This window comes from Streptomyces kaniharaensis, assembly GCF_009569385.1.
Lineage (GTDB): Bacteria > Actinomycetota > Actinomycetes > Streptomycetales > Streptomycetaceae > Kitasatospora > Kitasatospora kaniharaensis.
The window spans coordinates 1-17307 of the sequence record NZ_WBOF01000005.1; the positions used below are offsets into that span (position 1 = coordinate 1).

Annotated in this window: 20 protein-coding genes; all 20 read left to right on the plus strand. The window is 72.8% G+C overall.

Annotated features, from left to right (window positions below):
• Window positions 1–141: 141 nt before the first annotated feature.
• Window positions 142–519 (plus strand): hypothetical protein, encoded by a 378-nt coding sequence (locus F7Q99_RS36130; RefSeq protein WP_153470449.1) that lies wholly within the window; start codon window positions 142–144, stop codon window positions 517–519.
• Between the two features lie 69 nt (window positions 520–588).
• Window positions 589–945 (plus strand): hypothetical protein, encoded by a 357-nt coding sequence (locus F7Q99_RS36135; RefSeq protein ID WP_153470452.1) that lies wholly within the window; start codon window positions 589–591, stop codon window positions 943–945.
• Between the two features lie 148 nt (window positions 946–1093).
• A complete protein-coding gene (locus tag F7Q99_RS36140) occupies window positions 1094–1336 on the plus strand; it encodes a hypothetical protein (RefSeq protein WP_153470454.1) in 243 nt (80 codons plus the stop codon).
• A 140-nt stretch (window positions 1337–1476) separates the two neighbouring features.
• Window positions 1477–1815, plus strand: a complete 339-nt coding sequence (locus tag F7Q99_RS36145; protein ID WP_153470456.1) for a hypothetical protein — start codon at window positions 1477–1479, stop codon at window positions 1813–1815.
• Window positions 1816–1905: 90 nt separating this feature from the next.
• Window positions 1906–2370, plus strand: a complete 465-nt coding sequence (locus tag F7Q99_RS36150) for a hypothetical protein (RefSeq protein WP_153470459.1) — start codon at window positions 1906–1908, stop codon at window positions 2368–2370.
• Between the two features lie 529 nt (window positions 2371–2899).
• Entirely contained in the window at window positions 2900–3418 is a 519-nt protein-coding gene (locus F7Q99_RS36155) for a hypothetical protein (protein ID WP_153470462.1), read from the plus strand.
• Between the two features lie 283 nt (window positions 3419–3701).
• A complete protein-coding gene (locus tag F7Q99_RS36160; protein ID WP_153470465.1) occupies window positions 3702–4745 on the plus strand; it encodes an ArdC-like ssDNA-binding domain-containing protein in 1044 nt (347 codons plus the stop codon).
• Window positions 4746–4837: 92 nt separating this feature from the next.
• Complete coding sequence (locus F7Q99_RS36165) at window positions 4838–5413, plus strand: hypothetical protein (protein WP_153470468.1); 576 nt, start codon at window positions 4838–4840, stop codon at window positions 5411–5413.
• A gap of 188 nt (window positions 5414–5601) precedes the next feature.
• Window positions 5602–6084, plus strand: coding sequence for a hypothetical protein (locus F7Q99_RS36170; protein ID WP_153470471.1), 483 nt, complete (start codon window positions 5602–5604; stop codon window positions 6082–6084).
• Window positions 6085–6263: 179 nt separating this feature from the next.
• Entirely contained in the window at window positions 6264–6668 is a 405-nt protein-coding gene (locus F7Q99_RS36175; protein WP_153470474.1) for a DUF6573 family protein, read from the plus strand.
• An 83-nt stretch (window positions 6669–6751) separates the two neighbouring features.
• A complete protein-coding gene (locus tag F7Q99_RS36180; RefSeq protein WP_153470477.1) occupies window positions 6752–7081 on the plus strand; it encodes a hypothetical protein in 330 nt (109 codons plus the stop codon).
• Between the two features lie 93 nt (window positions 7082–7174).
• On the plus strand, window positions 7175–8344 hold the full coding sequence (locus tag F7Q99_RS36185; protein WP_153470480.1) for a hypothetical protein: 1170 nt from the start codon (window positions 7175–7177) through the stop codon (window positions 8342–8344).
• A gap of 76 nt (window positions 8345–8420) precedes the next feature.
• A complete protein-coding gene (locus F7Q99_RS36190; protein WP_153470483.1) occupies window positions 8421–9059 on the plus strand; it encodes a hypothetical protein in 639 nt (212 codons plus the stop codon).
• Window positions 9060–9117: 58 nt separating this feature from the next.
• Window positions 9118–9684: a hypothetical protein gene (locus tag F7Q99_RS36195; protein WP_153470486.1), complete on the plus strand. Its 567-nt coding sequence runs from the start codon at window positions 9118–9120 to the stop codon at window positions 9682–9684.
• A gap of 114 nt (window positions 9685–9798) precedes the next feature.
• Window positions 9799–10854 carry a hypothetical protein gene (locus tag F7Q99_RS36200; protein WP_153470489.1) on the plus strand — a complete coding sequence of 352 codons (1056 nt, stop codon included), beginning with the start codon at window positions 9799–9801 and terminating at the stop codon, window positions 10852–10854.
• Window positions 10855–11011: 157 nt separating this feature from the next.
• Complete coding sequence (locus F7Q99_RS36205) at window positions 11012–12346, plus strand: DUF6409 family protein (protein WP_153470492.1); 1335 nt, start codon at window positions 11012–11014, stop codon at window positions 12344–12346.
• Between the two features lie 199 nt (window positions 12347–12545).
• Window positions 12546–13343, plus strand: coding sequence for a hypothetical protein (locus tag F7Q99_RS36210; protein WP_153470495.1), 798 nt, complete (start codon window positions 12546–12548; stop codon window positions 13341–13343).
• 142 nt (window positions 13344–13485) lie between these two features.
• Window positions 13486–13836 (plus strand): GNAT family N-acetyltransferase, encoded by a 351-nt coding sequence (locus F7Q99_RS36215; protein ID WP_153470498.1) that lies wholly within the window; start codon window positions 13486–13488, stop codon window positions 13834–13836.
• An 84-nt stretch (window positions 13837–13920) separates the two neighbouring features.
• The gene (locus tag F7Q99_RS36220; protein WP_153470501.1) at window positions 13921–14562 is read left to right on the plus strand and encodes a hypothetical protein; all 642 of its coding nucleotides are present in this window, start codon (window positions 13921–13923) and stop codon (window positions 14560–14562) included.
• Window positions 14563–14834: 272 nt separating this feature from the next.
• Entirely contained in the window at window positions 14835–17132 is a 2298-nt protein-coding gene (locus tag F7Q99_RS36225) for a hypothetical protein (RefSeq protein WP_153470504.1), read from the plus strand.
• The last annotated feature ends 175 nt before the right edge of the window (window positions 17133–17307 follow it).

Sequence of the window (17307 nt, forward strand, 5' to 3'; positions counted from 1 at the left end):
CCATTCGAGCAAGATCACTTGGGTTGGGTGACACGTGGTCGGTTGGCCCACTTGCCACCGTGCATGGTCTGCGGTATTGTTTCTCTTGTCGGGCCGGACGGCGACCGGCCGCCATCGAACACCGAGTACAAGGAGGACCCCATGAACCCCCGCGCCCGCAAGGCCCGCGCCACCGTCCGCAACCGTATCCGCGCCAGGCACCTGGCGGAGACGGCCCAGGAGCGCCCGCGCAGCCTCGGCACCTACGCCCTGATCGCGGGCGCAACCGGGTACCTCGCCGAACGCTTCTCCGACGCTCTGCGCAGCGTCGCGAAGCGCCTGATCAAGACCCGCCCGGAGCTGGCAGGGGAGCCTGGGGTCACCCACCGCACGCTGAGCACCGGGCCGACCACGGAGGAGGTGCCCACCACCCGCTACACCCGGCACCAGGTCGCCGAGATCGCAACCGCCTACCGGCCGGTGAAGGCGGAGTTCCGGGCCCTCCGCGCGAGCCTTCTGGCCTCCCTCGCCTCGGCCTGATTTCCCGGCGGGGGCGGAAAATCCGCCCCCGCTTCCCCAAGAATCCCTTCCAAAGAATTGGAGAAAATCATGAACACCGCCACCATCTTCGCCGACGCGTCCCCGCTTATCGCCGACATCATCACCGGGCTCCCTGAGACGAACCGTGGAATCCTCCGGTTCGGATTCGAGTCCAACGGGGTCACGGTCACGCTCAGCCGGTGGGTCGGCTTCACTCGGCAGCGCAAGGCCCAGGCACTGGCCCAGGCCGTGACCGCGTTCCGCGAGGCCGGGTGGCGATACGACCCGGCGTTCGAGACCAAGGACGGCCGCACCGTGATCGCGTTCCTCCCGCAGGGCAACCCGTTCACGGTGACGGCGTCGCCCGTGGCCAAGCCCGCCACGGGCGACGGCTCCGGCGTGGCGGTCCCCGCGTTCAGCGGCTGACCATGAACGGTTGACCGGCCCGCCCCGCCTCAGCGGATGGCACCCGCAGGGGCGGGCCGCTCAACTTCATGCACAGTCGCCGGTATTGATTTTCTCGCAAGCCCGGGTGCGCCCCGGGTGCAGTCGAACCACGATCGGAAGGAACCCCGTGATCACGCTCACCAAGGCCCCCGAGCCCGGCCCCGCCCCCGCCCTCCGGGCCGGCATGTCCTACCGCCCGGCGACCGTCGCCCACCACAACGGTGAGCCGGTTCACCCCGGCCGGTACGTGATCGAGGGGGTGCGCCGGTGGGCGGCCGCCAGCCCCGAGGTCTGCCCGGACGTCGACGGGTCCGAGTGGCTGACCGACGAGCTTCTCGTGTGCCCCACGTGCGGCCTGGACTGCACCTGACGCCCCCGGCGGGGCGGTGCGCTTCGAGCGCCCGCCCCGCCAGTTGCTCCCCCACTTTCAGTCGTGCATGCCTTGCGGTATAGTTTCTCTTGTCAGTCCGGGTGGCTCCCGGATCGAGTCGAACTGTGATGGAGGACCTGATGACCCACCACCTGATTCTCAGCCTGGAGATCCCGAAGGCGGACGGCCCCGCCCAGGTGAGCGAGCTCTGCCACACCTGCGCCGAGGGCGCGGCGAAGTCCGTGTGCCCGCTGGCCCCGCGCGCCGAGTTGCTGGCCGCCTTCGCCGAGGTCCAGATCCGGCTGAACCGGGGCTACTACTACGACGGTTGGAAGGCCGACAAGGCGGAGTCGGGTCGCCTGTTCATCGCGCTGTGGCGCAAGGACGTGCAGGAGCTCCCGTGGCTGGCCGAGCACCCGGACATCGAGCCCATGTGGACGGAGTGGCTGATGGACGAGGTGGCCGAGCTCCGGGGGTGACGGCCACACCGGGGGCGGGGCGCCCACGCTGCGCCCTGCCTCCGGTGGCCGCCGACCAATGCAGGAGCAGGCCCAGAAGGGAGCGAGAAGGTGGACACGGACGAGCGGGACGCGGTGGCAGGCGAGTACCGGAAGTTGCGGCGGCGCAGCGCGCGGGGGGAGGACGTGGGGGAGCAGCTGGCCGAAGTCCGGGGGAGGTTGCTGGTGTTGGTCGCTGTGCCGCCGGTGGGGTTCGAGGTGCCGAAGGCCGGCCGGGAGTTGGTGGAGCACGCCCGGGCGCACGGGTGGGAGGCGATCGAGCAGTGGACGCACGGACCGGGGATCGCTGAGCCGTTCTACACGGTGAAGGTGGGTCGGGTGGGCGGGGTCGAGGCCGGCCGTCCGGTCGGTGCGGGTTGGGCGTATTCGAAGACGTGGCACTCCCGGTGTGCTGCGCCGGGGAAGGTGCGGTTGTTTGGGTCGGGGGTGGCTGAGACGCCGCAGTGCCCGAGGTCCCATGACGCGCCGTCGTTGGTGGAGATCCAGCGGGTGGTCGCGGCGCACCCGGTGCGGTAGTCGCGGGTGGGGGGCGGTCGCTGGGCCGTCCCCCACGCCCGGCCTGTTGGGCGCCGTCGGGGCGCCGTCCGAGTCGAGAGGTTGAAGGAGCGGTGGACTATCCCCTGAAGATGATCTGTGTGTGCGGTACTTCGATGCATATCAACGCGGGTGAGGCACACGCGGACTGGTGGCACAGCGAGAAATACCCCGCTTCATTCCGGGTGCTCACGGAGGAGGAGCACCGCCAGCTTGGTTGGCGGACCGAGGGCTACCCGAGGTATGTGAGCCACTAGCGCGGCGCAGCGCTCCCGGTGCGGCTGTCCGTGTCGGGGGCGCTGCTTCGTGTCGGTGCGGTTCGGGCCGGCCAATGGGGCGGGGGTTACGGCCGGGCGGTTGTCGGCGGGGCCGGCTTCGGTGCGAGGCCGGAATTCCACGCGGCGGTTCGGCGTTCCCCCACTTTCAATCGTGCATGCTTTACGGTATAGTTTTTCTTGTCAGGCCGGGTGGCTCCCGGCAGACATCGAACTGAGAGCAGCAGGAGGACTTCATGACCGCCTACCGGATTCTCGGCACCACGGATGAGAACACCACCTGCGACCACTGCGGTCGCAAGGACCTGAAGCACACCGTCGTGTTCGATATCGCGGACGCCGAGGGGAACCCGACCGGGGAGCTGTTCTACGCAGGAAGCAGCTGCGCGACGACGTTGCCCGGTCTGCAGCACCTCAGCGCGGCGACCATCCGGCAGCGGGCGCGCTCGGCGCAGCTGGCGGCGGACGTGAGGGCCGCGCAGGAGCGGGAGTGGGCGGGCGAGATCCTCGCGAAGTACGGGCCGGTTGAGCACCGGGGCGCGGGGCTGAAGTCCGCGGTCCTGTTCGGCTACAACCCTCACGGTCGGGAGCGCGTGACGTCGGTGAGCGGGGAGGTAGCCGGCCTACTGGCCGAAGCGCGGCGGATTCTGGGCGACGCTCCGGCGCCGGTGACGCTGAAGACCAAGGAGCTGGGGCGGATGACCGCCGGATTCATGGCCGCTTTCCTGAAGCGCAACCCGGGGTATCGGTTCTGACGAGCCGACGTGCTCCGTTGGGCGACGTCGCGTCCGGCCGGACGCTCCGGCCGGACGCGGGCGCCCCCTCTCGCCGAGGGTGCCGGGCCGTGCCGGTTCGGTTCGAGGCCAGCCCATGGGGAGGGGTGGCCGGCCCGCCCCATCGGGGGCGAGGCGGGCCGAATTTCGGGGCGGGGCGGACGTGCCCCAACTTCCAATCGTGCATGCTTCACGGTATAGTTTCTCTCGTCAGGCCGGGTGGCTCCCGGTAGACGTCGAACCATGATCGAAAGGACTTCTCCTCATGACCACTCGCACCAGCTCCCGTCGCCGTTCCAAGCCGTCCAAGTCCACGACCGGGCCGGCCACCGAGCAGGAGCGGATGGCCGAGGCGCTCCACGAGCAGCTGACCGAGACCGTGATGGAACTGGTCAACTCCGAGGGCTGGACCGCGATGCTGGACAAGCTGCGGGGGCTGTCCACCACCAGCATGTTCCGCTACTCGTTCCGCAACGTGATGCTGATCCTGATGCAGTGCCCCCAGGCGTCGCTGGTGTGCGGCCCCAGGGAGTGGGAGGCACTCGGCCGCAGCGTCGCCGAAGGGCAGCAGCCGCTGCGGATCTGGGCCCCTTCCACCTCTCGGCGCAAGGACGCCGATGCCCACGCCGACCACCAGGAGCCGGCCGAGCAGGAGCCCGCCACGGAGGAGGCCACCGCCGACCGCGCCGAGCGCCCGGCCAGGCGGGCGCCCAGGTTCACCCTGGTTCGGGTGTTCGACGTTTCCCAGACCGTGCCTGTCTGGCAGGAAGGCCCCCTGTACACGATCACCCCCGCACTGTCGGTGCGACGGTTCGGCGCCGACACCCCCGGCGAAGCCCCGGCCGAGATGCGCCAGGACCTGGAGGCGTACGCGGCGCAGCTGGGCTACCAGGTGGAGACCGGCGAGACCGGCACATCGCGCGGGTGGGTCGACCCGGATTCGCGGACCGTCATGATCAGCGATCGGGTCACGAACGCTCAGGCGGCGGTGACGCTGGCGCACGAGCTTGCCGGGCACGTCGGGTGCGGGCACCTGGAGAGCGACCCCGACGAATACCGGCACCACCGGGGCCGGATGGAGACCGAGGCCGAGTCCGTGGCGTACATGGTGGCCGCCCGGTACGGCGTGGACTCGGCGGTCAAGTCCGCTTCGTACATCGGGGAGTGGGCGGGCGGAAGCCCGAAGAAGGTCAGGAAGACGCTCATGGAGACCGGCGAGGCGGTCCGCAAGGCGTTCCGCGCCTACGTGGAGAGCGTGGAGGGGGCCGAGGAGCCCCGCACCGAGGTCCGCGAGCTGGCGGCCGTCTGAGGCCCCACGGGGCGGGCCGCCCGGCCCGCCCCACTCCGGCCGAGGCCCGCGCGCGGGCCGGCCTTCCCACCCACTCAGGAAAGAGACCCGCCATGACCACCGACGAGCAGCGGTTGGCCGCGATCGCGTCGCTGACCGCCGAACTCCGGGAGCTCACCCGCGCGCCCTACGGGCGGCGCGGCGCCCCCGCGCGCAAGCGCCGCAACCTGACTGACGACGACTACGCCCGGCGGGAGGAAGCCGCCACGCGCCGCACCGCGCTACTGGCCACCCCGCCGGACGGCTACGCCCTGCCCACGGAGGCCGGCGCGTTGGCCGAGCACGCCCGCGCCCACGGCTGGGCCGTCGTGATCAGGTGGGCGTACGGCACCGGCGACCCCGTCCGGGTCGACGTCGAGCTGCGCCATGAGATTCCGTGGCGGATCGGACGGTCGTACCTCTCCGCCCTGCCGGGCGGCCGCCAGCTGCACCACCGCGCATGGGTGTTCAGGCTCGCCTGGACCGCCCGGGGCATGGGGCCGGGCCGGATGCGCCAGGACGGCAGGGGCACGGCCGAGTTTCCCGATCGCCTCACCAGCCCGCACCACCCCGCCCCGCACCTGTCCGGCATCTGGGGCGTGATCGCGGCGCATCCCCGCACCGCCGACGACGAGTCGTCAGGCAGCTGAACCGCCCGCGGCCGGCCTCGACGCCCACCGCCGAGGCCAGCCGACCGTGCCCGTGGTCGACCCGTGCGGACGAAGGACGCGACACGAGGACTTCCCCGCTTCCAATCGTGCACGCTTTGCGGTATAGTTTCTCTTGTCAGGCCGGGTGGCTCCCGGAAGACATCGAACTACGACGAAAGGCGGAGATCATGACCACCACCTACACCCTCGCCGGCTGCGGCACGGAGATCGCCCGGGACCCGGAGACCCTGGGTGCGATCCGGGACGAGAACGGGCGATACGTCCAGCGGGTCGTGGACGACGTCACGTTCAAGTCCGGGATGGAGATGCTGCACTGGGCGGTGAAGTCCCGCCTTATCGGCCGCCTCGGCCACGGCCCGCGGACGGCGGCGACGGTCTACCTGGGCAACCCGCGCGACGAGTACCGCGCCCAGCGATGCGTCGACGCCTTCCCCAGTCGCAAGGTCAGCACCGAGGCATGGAACGCCATGAAGCGCGCACAGGACCGGCTCCAGGGGCTGCTGCACTACCTGCGCGAGGTGGAGCCCGAATGGCAGGACGAGGGCCGGATTCACTACATGGACAACAGTGTGGTCATGGCGCAGCGGAACAAGTACGGCCAGCGCCGCGAGGTCACCTTGATTCAGCCTCACGGCGACGCCTGCTTCTAGGGAGGTGCAGGGCGGGCCCGGGAGGCCGGGCCCGCCCGCACCGACGGGCAGCACAGACCCAGGCGGCGACACGAGGGAAGTCGCCACTTCCAATCATGCATGCTTTGCGGTATAGTTTCTCTTGAAGGGCCGGGCGGCTCCCGGTCCGCATCGAACCATGAAAGTGGGAGGCAGCGGCGATGAACGACTCCATGCGGGAACTGTTCGGCGAGGTCATCGACACCTACACCCGGGCCGAGGCGATCGAGGACGGCATTCTGATCGCGGTGCCGCACGAGGCGCAGCGCGCGGCCCACCTCCGGTTCCCGGTGGCCCTGACCTCAGCCCTGCACGGCACGTGCGTGGCACGGCCGGGCGAGGACGGCAAGCTGGCGGCGGTGATGGAGGCCGTGCGGCTACGCGAACTGCTGTGGCTGGCGCACAACGCGATGCGGAGCCAGGGCGGACAGCGGGCGGAGTTCATGTTCTGCTACCTGGGCCCCGGCGGTGAGGACGACGAGCGAACCGCCCGGGTGGCCGTCGTGATCGGCGGCGGGGACCAGGGCGAGCCGGTGCTCACCGTGAGGTTCGCCAGCGAGGGCTGACGCCCCGCCGGGGCGGCGCCCGCCGCCCCGGCCCTCTCCCCCGTTCTCGCCAACAGCCCCCCTCGCCGCCCCAGGAGGAGCCCGTGTCCGTCACCTTCGAGCCCGAGAGCATCCAGGTTCAGTGGGACGACCCCCACTCGCTGAACTTCAACAACGGCAACGCCGCCGAGGTGCTGCGCCTGCTCGGCTACGACGCCGCCGACCCGTACGGCAACGACGACGCCGTCGGCTTCCTCGGCCGCGTGCTGCTCGCCCTGGGGTTGCTCGTCGACGACGACGCCCGACCGGAGGTCACGGACGGCCGGTGGACCTGCGTCGGCCGACGTGAGGGCTACCTGTCCGCGCGCCTGGGAGAGCTGCACGCCATGGCGGAGCACTGCGTCGCGCACGGCTTGCGGGTGCGCTGGCACTGAGCGGCCCCGGTGCCGCCCCGGCCCGGGGCGGCACCCCTTCCGAACGCCCGACTCACCCGCCCGAGCCCCGAACCCCTCGCCACGGAGGCAAGCATGCCCAGCACCACCACACCGACCGCCGGCCCCGCCCACCCGGGCGGCGCGCCGCTGCGCCCCGCTCCGGTCGGGCTGCGCCCGCCGGCCGAGATGACCGCCGAGGAGCTCACGGCCGAGATCGACGCTCTGACGGCCCACCAGTACGCCCCTGCCCTCCGCCACCACCCGGACTCCAACCTCCAGATCATGTTCGAGATCGCGCCGCGCCGCGCCGCCCTCACCGCGGAACGCACGAGGCGCCAGCGGGACCAGGCTGAGGCCGAGAAGGCGCAGCAGCGGGCGCGGGAGCAGCAGGCCCGGCGGGAGCGCACCGGATTCGGCGCGCGGGACGCCGACGGCCGGTACCCGGTGTTGGTCGACGGCGTGCGGCGCGGGACCGTGTGGCGGTCGGGGCGTTCGTGGTGGTGCGCGCTGGACGGCGAGGAGGGCTTTCCGGACGACACCGGGACGCGGTGGGAGGCTGCGGACCGGCTGGTGGTCCTGCTGGACGTGCGGGCGGCCGCAGTGCGGGACGAGGAGGAGCGCGCGGTCGCGCCGGCCGGGTGGGTGCCCGGCGGGGACTGGCGGGGGCTGGAGCGTCTGGACGTGGTGCGGATCCCGGGCGGTCGGTCCGGTCCGGCGTGGGGGCGGCCGTGGCGGATGACGGGACGCGAGGAGCACCGCGGCGGCCGTGTCTCGTTCCGGTTCGAGCCGGCCGACGCCGATGAGCCGTCCCGCGGTGTGGTGTTGTTCGGGGAGAACCTGGAGCGGTTCGTCCGGCCGACCCCGGAGGCGGCGGCCGCGCTGGCCCCGGCCCCCTTCCGGCTGGCCCACCCCGAGGAGTTCGCGCAGCGCCGGCTGCTGGACGTCATGGACGAGCTGGCCAGCCTGTCACGGGTGCCGGGCGCCGAGGAGGCAGCTGGCGAGGCGATCGGGCTGCTGTCGGGGGTGGAGGAGGGGAGGAGCGCCGACCCGGAGGCGGACATGCGGCGGATCGCGGAGCTGGCCGGCGAACTGTGCCGGATCGTCGGTGACCCCGGGGCGCAGGACTGGCGCAGCCAGCAGTACCACCACCGCGTGGCCGACGACGCGCAGCGCAGGGCGCAGCGGGCGGCCGAGCGGTTCGCGCAGGGGGGCGGTGCTTTGAGCGACGCGTACCGGGAGGTGTTGGCACACTCGCTTTCGTGACTTGTTCCTGGTATTATTTCTCTCGAAGCCGGGTGGCTCCCGGTCGCCATCGAATCATTTGAGAACGGAGTTCCCCATGAGCTACCGCATGTTCACCGTGGACGAGCCGAGCGAGGCCGACGAGGCCGCCGTCACGGCCGCCCACGACCGGGTCCGCGCAGCGGCCAACCCGATGACCGTCCCCGCCGGGCCCGAGCGCCAGGCCGCCCAGCGCGAATGGGACGCCGCCTGGCGCGCCCTGGACTTCGCCGACGTCTCCTACTTCGGCATGAGCGACGGCCAGATGCGCGCGACGCGATCGGCCATGGGGAACCTGGGCATGCTCACCCTCCAGGAGGCCCCCGCCTGGCCCATCCTCCCGACCCTCCCCCGGGCCAGCCGGTTCGTCCGGACGGTGCGCTGGTTGCTGGGCTACGGCAAGGAGACCGCCGCCGAACAGCTCGACGCCGAGACCTTCGAGACCGCCTGGGCCGAGGCCGCGTGGCGGGCCGTGACCGAACACGAGGCGCAGCCGGTCACCGGCGTCCCGCTCCACAAGCTGTCCGGCCAGGACGGGTGGTGGGTCACCCCCGCCCAGATCGGGGCGGCGCTGTCCGCCTACGACGCCGCCAGCGACCAGGACCGGCAGAAGTTCGGCGGCACGCTCCCCTGGTTCGGCCGCTGGATCGGCTGGCTGCGCACGGCGCAGCACCGGGGCGGCTTCCGCGTCCAGTGACCGGCCCGGGCCGGGCGGCGCACAGTACGGGCCGCCCGGCCGCACCCCGGCACCCCTCATGTCCACCACCCAGGCCGGGTGGCTCCCGGCCGACATCGAACCACCCGAGAAGGGCACCACCATGACCACCAACACCCGCGCCGCCGAGCCCGGCCCGTCCGCCTACCTCGCCGCCAGTCTCGCGCCGACGCCGCGCAACATCGCAAGCGCCGCCGAGGCGATCGCCAAGATCACCGCCACGGGGTGGGAGCCGCTGAGCGGCTACCCGGGGTCCGACGTGCTCTGGCGGGTGCGGTGCCTGCTGTGCGGGTGGGAGGGCGACCGGTTCTTCTCCCACCTGCGCCGCGGCAGGCCGGTCTTCCGGCACCCCGGGTGCCTGCCCGCCGACCAGCGCGCCGAGAAGCTGGCCGAAATCACACAGCGGCTCAAGCCGTCCTGCACCTGCGTGTTCGCACACCCGCTCACCCGCGAGGACGCGCGCCAGGTCCTGGACGCGCTGGCCGAGGCCCGACGGTTGGGCGACGGGCCCGGACTGCTGATCTGCCTGGCCCGCCTGCTGGGGCCGTGCCCGGCCGCCGCCGCCCGCTCCCAGGCCGTCCAGGCCGCGCAGACCCTGGAGAGCTGACCGCCGCCGGGCGGGACGGCGCCCTATGCCGTCCCGCCCGGCCCCGCCGCCCACAACCCCACCCGGGTCCGGCCGCGCTGCGGCCGGACCCGGACGAGAGAAGAACGGGCCACCATGCACAACCCCAACCGGACGAATGTGGCACTGCGCGAGACCTTCGCCGACTTCGGCCGGGCCGTGGCGGCCGCGCTCAACGCGACACCCGACGACGACGGACCCGGCTGGACCCATGAAGCCGAGTTCTACGCCTCAGGGTCGGTACGCCTGAAGCACCCGGCCGGATGGCGCCTGCGTATCTGGCGGCCGCGATCCACCGGCCACATGAGCCACCGGCTGACCGTCACCGGTTGCACCCCGGAAGGCTGGTGGGGCGACAGCAAGGACGAGATCACCGTGGCGTCCAACCGGCCGGCCCCGGCCGTCGCCGCCGAGATCCGCCGCCGCCTGCTGCCCGGGCACCGCGCGACGATGCGCCAGGCCCTGGCCGACCGCGCCCAGGAGGAGCGCTACGCGCGGGCGCGTCAGGCCGCCATGGCCCGTCTGCGGCAGGCACTCCCCGCCCTGGAGCCGTACGGCCACGACCAGGACGGCAGCTCCGGTTCGTTCTACGCCGGCCAGGCGATCGGCCGCTTCCCCGCCCACGCTTCCGGCACGGTGCGGATCAACCACCACGGCGGTTCCGTCCAGCTCGACCTCCACTCGGTCCCGCTGGAACGCGCGGTCCGCATCCTCTCCGTGCTGGACGCCGCCCACCAGCCGCTCAGCGGCACGTTGATGCCCCGGGCCCTGCCCCGCAGCGCGCCGGAACTCACCGCGCCGGCGCGCATCGTTCCCGGCGAAGTCGTCGCCGCGCAGCCCCCGGCCCCGGACGGCGCGAGCGCCGCCGCGCCCCAAGCCGCACCGCCGGCCCGGCCCCGCCCCGAGGCGCAGCGGGAGGAGCCGGCCATTCGGGTGTCGTGTACGGCGGCCGCCCGCCCGGAGCTCCAGGAGCAGCCCGAGGTCCTGCCCGCGGAGCCACCGGGCGCGGAGGCGGCGCGGGAGCGGCTCGGCCGGGCCCTGGAGGCTGCGGCCGCGGCGGCGGCCGAAGTGCGCGAAGCGGCGGCGCAGTTCCGGGCGTTGGGCTTGTCCGAGGTGCACAGCGGGCACCCGCGCGACCCGGCCGCGCCATAGGTCCGCCGTCCGTCGCCGCCGGCCCCGACCGGAGCCTTCCGTTCGGTTCGGGGCGGTGCACCACTTGCTTTCGTGCATGCTTCACGGTATTGTTTCTCTTGCCAGGCCGGGTGGCTCCCGGACGGCATCGAACCTCGAACGGAAGGACGGACTCACCATGTCGCTCACCAGGCAGGACTCCGAGCTGCACCTCCAGGCCGCCACGCTGGCCGCCTTGGACCGCCCCCTGACGCGGGATGAGGAGGATTTGGTCCTGGACCACTGGCAGGAGTCGTCCACCGTGACGAACCGGCTGGACGGGGCGTTCTTCACGCCCATGGGGCTGGCGCGCGACATGGCGTTCGAGGTGGTCGGCGACCGGGTGATCGACCTGTGCGCGGGGATCGGGCGGCTCGCCGCCCACTGCGTGGACTCCTGGGGCATGCGGTCGGACGGCCACCTGGGCGCCCGAGAGCTGGTGTGCGTGGAGCGCAACCCGGAGTACGTCGAGGTGGGCCGCAAGGTGGTGCCGGAGGCCACGTGGATCTGTGCGGACATCTTCGACCTGCCGGAGGACCTGGGCCGGTTCGACACCGTGATCTGCAACCCCCCGTACGGGAACGTTGAGCGCTCCGGCGACGGGCCCGGCTACCGGGGCCGCCGGTTCGAGTACCACGCCCTTGCGGTCGCCTCCCGGCTTGCGCCGCGCGGCGTCTTCCTGATCCCGCAGGAGAGCGCCCCGTTCCAGATCAGCGGCAAGCGGCTCCCCCGGTACGAGCGCAGCGCCGACTACGAGCGGTTCGAGCAGCAGACCGCCATCCGCCTCGAACCCAGCACCGGCATCGACACCTCGCAGTACCTGCGCGAGTGGCACGGGGTCGCGCCGAGGACGGAGGTCGCGGTGTGCGACTTCACGGCCGCGGCGCAGCCCGCCCCCGAGCCCGCACGCGATCGCTGCCCCGCGCAACAAGAGCTGGCCGACCGCCGAGGACGCCCTGTTCTGACCCGCCCCCGGCGGGGCGCGCACCGCGCCCCGCCGCCCGCGGGCACCCCTCGGCGACCCGGCCGAACGACACTCCCCAGGCGGGGCACCCGCACCCGCCCGCCGTCCAGCAGCACCCCATCCCACACTGGAGCAGCCGTCATGAACACCGCCACAGCCCCGGTCGCCGCCCTCGCCGTCGGCACCGTCCTGTACTGCAAGCGCGTCAAGCAGGCGGAGGTGCTGGGCACCGGCAAGGCGATCGTCCTGGGGAGGCTCGGGGCCGACGAGTTCGCCCCGTACATCGTGTGGTTCTACACCGAGGGCCCCGCGGTCCAGGGCGACGACTCCACGGTTTCGCTGGCGTTCCCGCGCGAGGTCGAACGCACCGTCGGCAGGTTCGAGGACTTCTCGCTCACGACGCTGCGGGCCATCGCAAAGGGGTCGGAGGACTTCTCCGGGGCGGTCGAGGTATGGCGCATCGCCCGCGCCGAGCTGCGCCGGCGGGCCGAGCACCGCGCGGCCCGCTAGCAGGGCCCGCTGCGCCCCGGCAGTGCATCGCAGGGGCGCAGCGGGCCGCGCCTGCCGGGTCCACCGGCCTGCCGGTCCGGCGGACCCGGCAGGCGCTCGGGGTGGCCCCACCTTGCATTTGTGCATTGTTTTGGGTATTATTCCTTTCGTTAGCCCGGCGGCTTCCGGGCTTCCCGTCGGACCATGCAGAGGAGTCGTCATGGGCGTGCTGAAGCTGGACACCGGAGAGATCGTCGGATACCGGGTGAACGGGAAGGTCTACCCGATCACGATGGCCAACGCCCAGCGGGCGATCGCGGTGATGAACTGCATCCGGAAGTACGGCGGACCGACGGAGAGCAACTTCACCGCCTACGAGCTGGAGAAGTTCTGCGAGGAATCGGGACTCCCGCTGTTCGAGCGGCACACCCGGTGGATCATCAGGGGGATCTACTTCTACGCGGTGACGCAGCGCGCGGACGCGGTGGCCAACGCGGAGACGGTGTCCCTCCAGGACGCCCCCCGGCCCACGGTGAAGCGGCCCGCCGGTAAGGCGTACGACGCCCTGATGTCGGCGAAGACCGCGTACGAGGGCACCCGGTCGATCGCCGAGGATGCACACCTGGCCGCCCGCCGGGGCCGGGGGTCGCTGGAGCGCGCCGGCCGCGCGATTGGCGCCGAGCGGGCCGAAGAGGTCATGGAGGGCCTGCTGGAGTACGTCCGCCTGGCCGTCGAGGCCGCCGAGGCGGCGAAGGCCCGGTTCATCGACGCCTGCAACCGGCTGGACGAGACGTACGCGGCCGCAGGACGGTTGAAGATCCACGACGAGTCCCGCCTGGCCGACCGCACCATGAGCCTGGCCATGGAGGTCGAGGACCGTGCACTGGCGGCGCGCGACGCGCTGTACGCGGCGCAGGCCGCCGAACAGAAGCTACGGGGGGCGGCCGAGCGGTGGGCCGCCTACCAGCTGCGCAAGCTCCGGGCCGGCCAGCCGGCGCGCGGAGCGGAATCGGCATGACGCGAGGTGGCGACACCCCGGCCGGCCCGCGCACGGCAGGGTGTCGCCACCCCCAAATCATGTATGCTTTGCGGTATTCTTTCTTTTGTCAGGCCGGGTGGCTACCGGCTTGCGTCGAACCCGTGAGACGAGAGGAACCCCCATGCTCGGCACGCTTTCAGGCCTCGTGCAGACCACCCAGGCAAAGCCCCCGTTCGCCTTCGCCAGCGCCCGCTACGCCCCGGAATTCCTGACAGCGAGCCTGGGCCCGGCCGGGTGCCACGCGGTCTACGCGGTGACGGACGAGGGCCGCGTGATCGGCCGCCTACTCTGGGGCGGCTTCGACGACGGCGAGGTGTGGTGGGTCGGCGTCGACAAGGACCGGCGCCGCGAGGGCATCGCGACCGCGCTGTGGCGGCTGGCCGAGCTCAAGGCGCTTCACTGCGGCTGGACGCGGCCGGAGCACAGCGACACGCGCATGCCCGACGGCGAAGCGTGGATCGCCTCCCTGTAGCCCCGATGGGGCGGCCGTCCGACAGGCGGCCGCCCCGCCCCCTCCGCGCCAACAACCCGCCCCCGCCCCGTCCAGGAGTTCCCCATGCAGCGATCCCGCCACTACGGCACGCACGTCCTGACCGCACGAACCTTTGCCCCGAGCGGCTACGAGCCGGCAGCGTTCAAGGAGACGGTCATTTCCGAACGCCACGACGTCGGCTACCTCACCGCCTGGGAGGCCGACCTGATGATCGGTCGCGCCGCCGCCAAGAGCCGGCCGATCAACGTCCTGGAGCAGGGCGCGCTCAGCATCGGCAACCGCGCCCGGGACGGCCGGAGACTGCGGGGGTACGCGCGGACGCTTGAGCTGGTGGTACACCCGAAGAAGCTCACGCCCCGCCAGCACGAAGACCTGCTGGTGCTCGCCGAACTGGAACACCGGGCCCGGGTCATCCGGGACCAGAAGGGCTTCATCGCGGCGATCGACATCGGGTTTCACCGCATCGCCCGTACACAGGCGTCGATCCTGCTGGACCGGGGCTGGCTGGCGATGATTCCGCACACCGACCAGGTGTGGATCTCCGCCGCCGGCCGCATGGCACTCGCGTACCGCTGGCACACGGAGCAGGGGCTCCACTGGCGCGTACTCAAGGGCCTATACCTGGACGCCGCACTCACTGCCGCCGCCACCGCAACCGCCCGCACGGCGCAGCGGGCCGAGGAGATCCGCGGCAAGCAGGGCTGAAGCCCGCGGCGGAGCGCACCGCCACCCCGGCCGCCCCGACGGCATGGGAGGGCCCGGCGCCCGGGTCGGTGTCGGCGCGGGCGGTACCCGGTTCGCCGGGCACCTTCCGGCCGCGCCCGTGGTGGGTGGTGGCGGGCGCAGGGTGCGGCGCGTGGCGTGCGGGCTCAGGGGCAAGGACTTTCAATCGTGCTATCTCTGAGGTATTATTTCTCTCGCAAGCCCGGGTGGCTACCGGGTGCGATCGAACTGTGAACCGGAGGGAACTCACGACCATGCACGACACCGACACCTCCCCCGCCCTTGCGGCGACTTCGGACGGGGCGGGCAATCTGCCCCGCAACGCCGCCCGTCTGGCGGCCCGCGCGGACGCCGCTGGCTGGCGGGTCACCACGAGCCAGACGCCGCGCTCGGCCACGGTGCGGCTCACCGCGCAGATCATGGCGGGACGTGGCTCCGTGGCCGTCGCCGTGGTCTGCCTGTGGCAGGCCGACGCGGCCGGCAAGCTCCGCTGGGAGCGCGCCGTCCTGATGAAGGACGGGAAGCAGCTCGACCAGCCCTACAACTGGCCGCAGGTGTCCCCGCTGCTGGCCCGGCTCGGCACCGGCATGATCGACCCGGATCAGGAGAAGACGGGCGCCACGTGCCACGGGCGCGGCGCCGAGCGGTGGGACAGCGACGTCACCTGCTGGTTCAAGGTGTCCATCAAGGCGTACTGGCACGCGGCCGAGGTCCGGGACCTTCTCCAGGAGCAACAGGTCCCGGGCGCGGCGGCCGCGTGGACCGGCCAGGCCTTCGAGGCGACGGCGGCCCTGCACCGGCGACTGGTTCGGCGCTGCGACCGGGCGCAGGACGTGGTGCTGCTCGCGGAGCGGGAGGTGTCCCGGGCCAGCGAGCAGGGCCGGACGGCCGACGCACGGCGGGTGTTCCAGCTGGCCGAGCGGGCCCGTGTGCTGGCCGAGTCCTGCTCGAAGGACGCGGACGCGATCGAGGCCGCCGCCCTGGCCGCCGAGGCCGAGGCGTTGTGCGCGCCGTACGTCGCGGCCCGGGCGGCCGAGGTGGACGCCCAGGAGCGGGCCTGGCGGGCGGAGCACCCCGGCGGCGGAGCGCAGGACTTCGCCCGCACGGTGCTCAAGGCGTTCGAGGTACCGGCCTTGAAGTTCGCCGAGTGGTGGCAGGAGAGCGCCCGACCGGGGATGACGTTCGCCCAGGGGTGGGACGCCTGCTGCGCCGGGGAACCCACCCACGCCGAGACGCTGGCCGGCGCCGCGTGTGAGAAGGACACCTACCTGGCGGTGTTCGCCCTGGGCGCGGTGGCCGCCGCGCAGCTGCGCGCCGATGAGCGCGTCGGCCAGGCGCAGCGGGCGGAACTGCTGGAGGCGGCGGCACGGCACGGCGCTTCCCTGTACGCGCCGGGGGCGTCGCGCCGGATCGGTGAGGGGCCCCAGGCCGCAGCGAGGGTCTGGACGCTGCTGGTCGGCGGCACGCGGGATGCCTGGCTCTCGCTGGAGCTGCGGGAGAACCTGGCCGCGCTGGAGCCGTGGGGCCGGGGCGTGGCCGCGGCGGAGGCCGGGCGGTTGCGCACGCTGCTGCTGGTCGATCACGGGCTTCGGTTGCGGCAGGCGGCTCATGCCGCCGTGCGCGAGGAGCTGGAGGCCGCGCGCGCCCGGCGGTACCGGGCGGCGCACGAGGTCTACGAGGCCGAGCTGGCGGGCGGCGCAGGCGAGGTGGCGGCCCGCCAGGCGCAGCGCGATGTCCTGGCGCGGCTGGAGGCCGAGGAGCGTGGGCGCGAGCAGGACGGGCGTGAGCGGTTCGCCCGGGGCGACGACGTGTGGGTCGAGCCCTCCGAAGGAGACGGGTCCGTGGCTGCGGGCCGGTACGCGGCCCGGATGCGGTGCTACTGCGGCCAGGGGGTCTTCCTGGTGGACGGGTTCGCCGAAGGCGCGGAGCACGAGGTGACGGCGGGACGGCTGTCCGAGGCGGGCCGGGAGGAGGCGGAGGCCGACCGGGCCCGGCAGGTCGCCGTTGCCGAGCGCTTGCGGGAAGAGGCGGAGGCCCGGGCGGCCGAGGCCCGGCAGGCGCAGGAGCAGGTCTTGGCCGAGCAGCGGTTGCGAAGGGAGCGGCAGGCGGGGCGCGAGCGGGCCGCCGCCGGAACGCTGCCCCCGCTCGCCCCCGGCGAGGAGTGGCGTCCGGCCCACGCCCTTCCACCGGCGGTGGGCGAGCTCTGGTCGACGGCCGCGCGCAACGGGTGGCGGATGGCCTGCTGGACTGCCGGTGAGTCCGGTTGGTCGGTCTTGCAGGTGGCCATCGGCGGGACCACGGAGCAGGGCCGGTGGGCGTTCCACCTGGTGTGGAGCGCGGCGGGCGGGCGGTACGGCGTCAGCAAGGCGCACAGCACGGCGGTCTGGGCCGACCGACGCTCCGGTCCCCGGGGCGGGAAGGTCCGGCCGACGATCACCGACGTGATGGCCGTGATGGCCGCCGAGACCTTCGAGGGCGCCGCAGCCGCGCCCGGGCACCTGGTGGGCGGGCCCGGGCGGCCGGTCGGGGAGGCCGGACCGGTTCCGGCGTAGCCCGGCGGCCCCGGGGCCCCGGACGCTTTCCGGGGCCCTGCCCTGCCCCGCCGCAGCTGCGAACTCCCGTGGGTCTTGTCGGCCCCTGAGGCCGGCAGGACCCGGGTGGCCGACCCCATTGAGATCATGCAAGCTTTGCGGTATTGTTTATCTCGCAAGCCCGGGTGGCTACCGG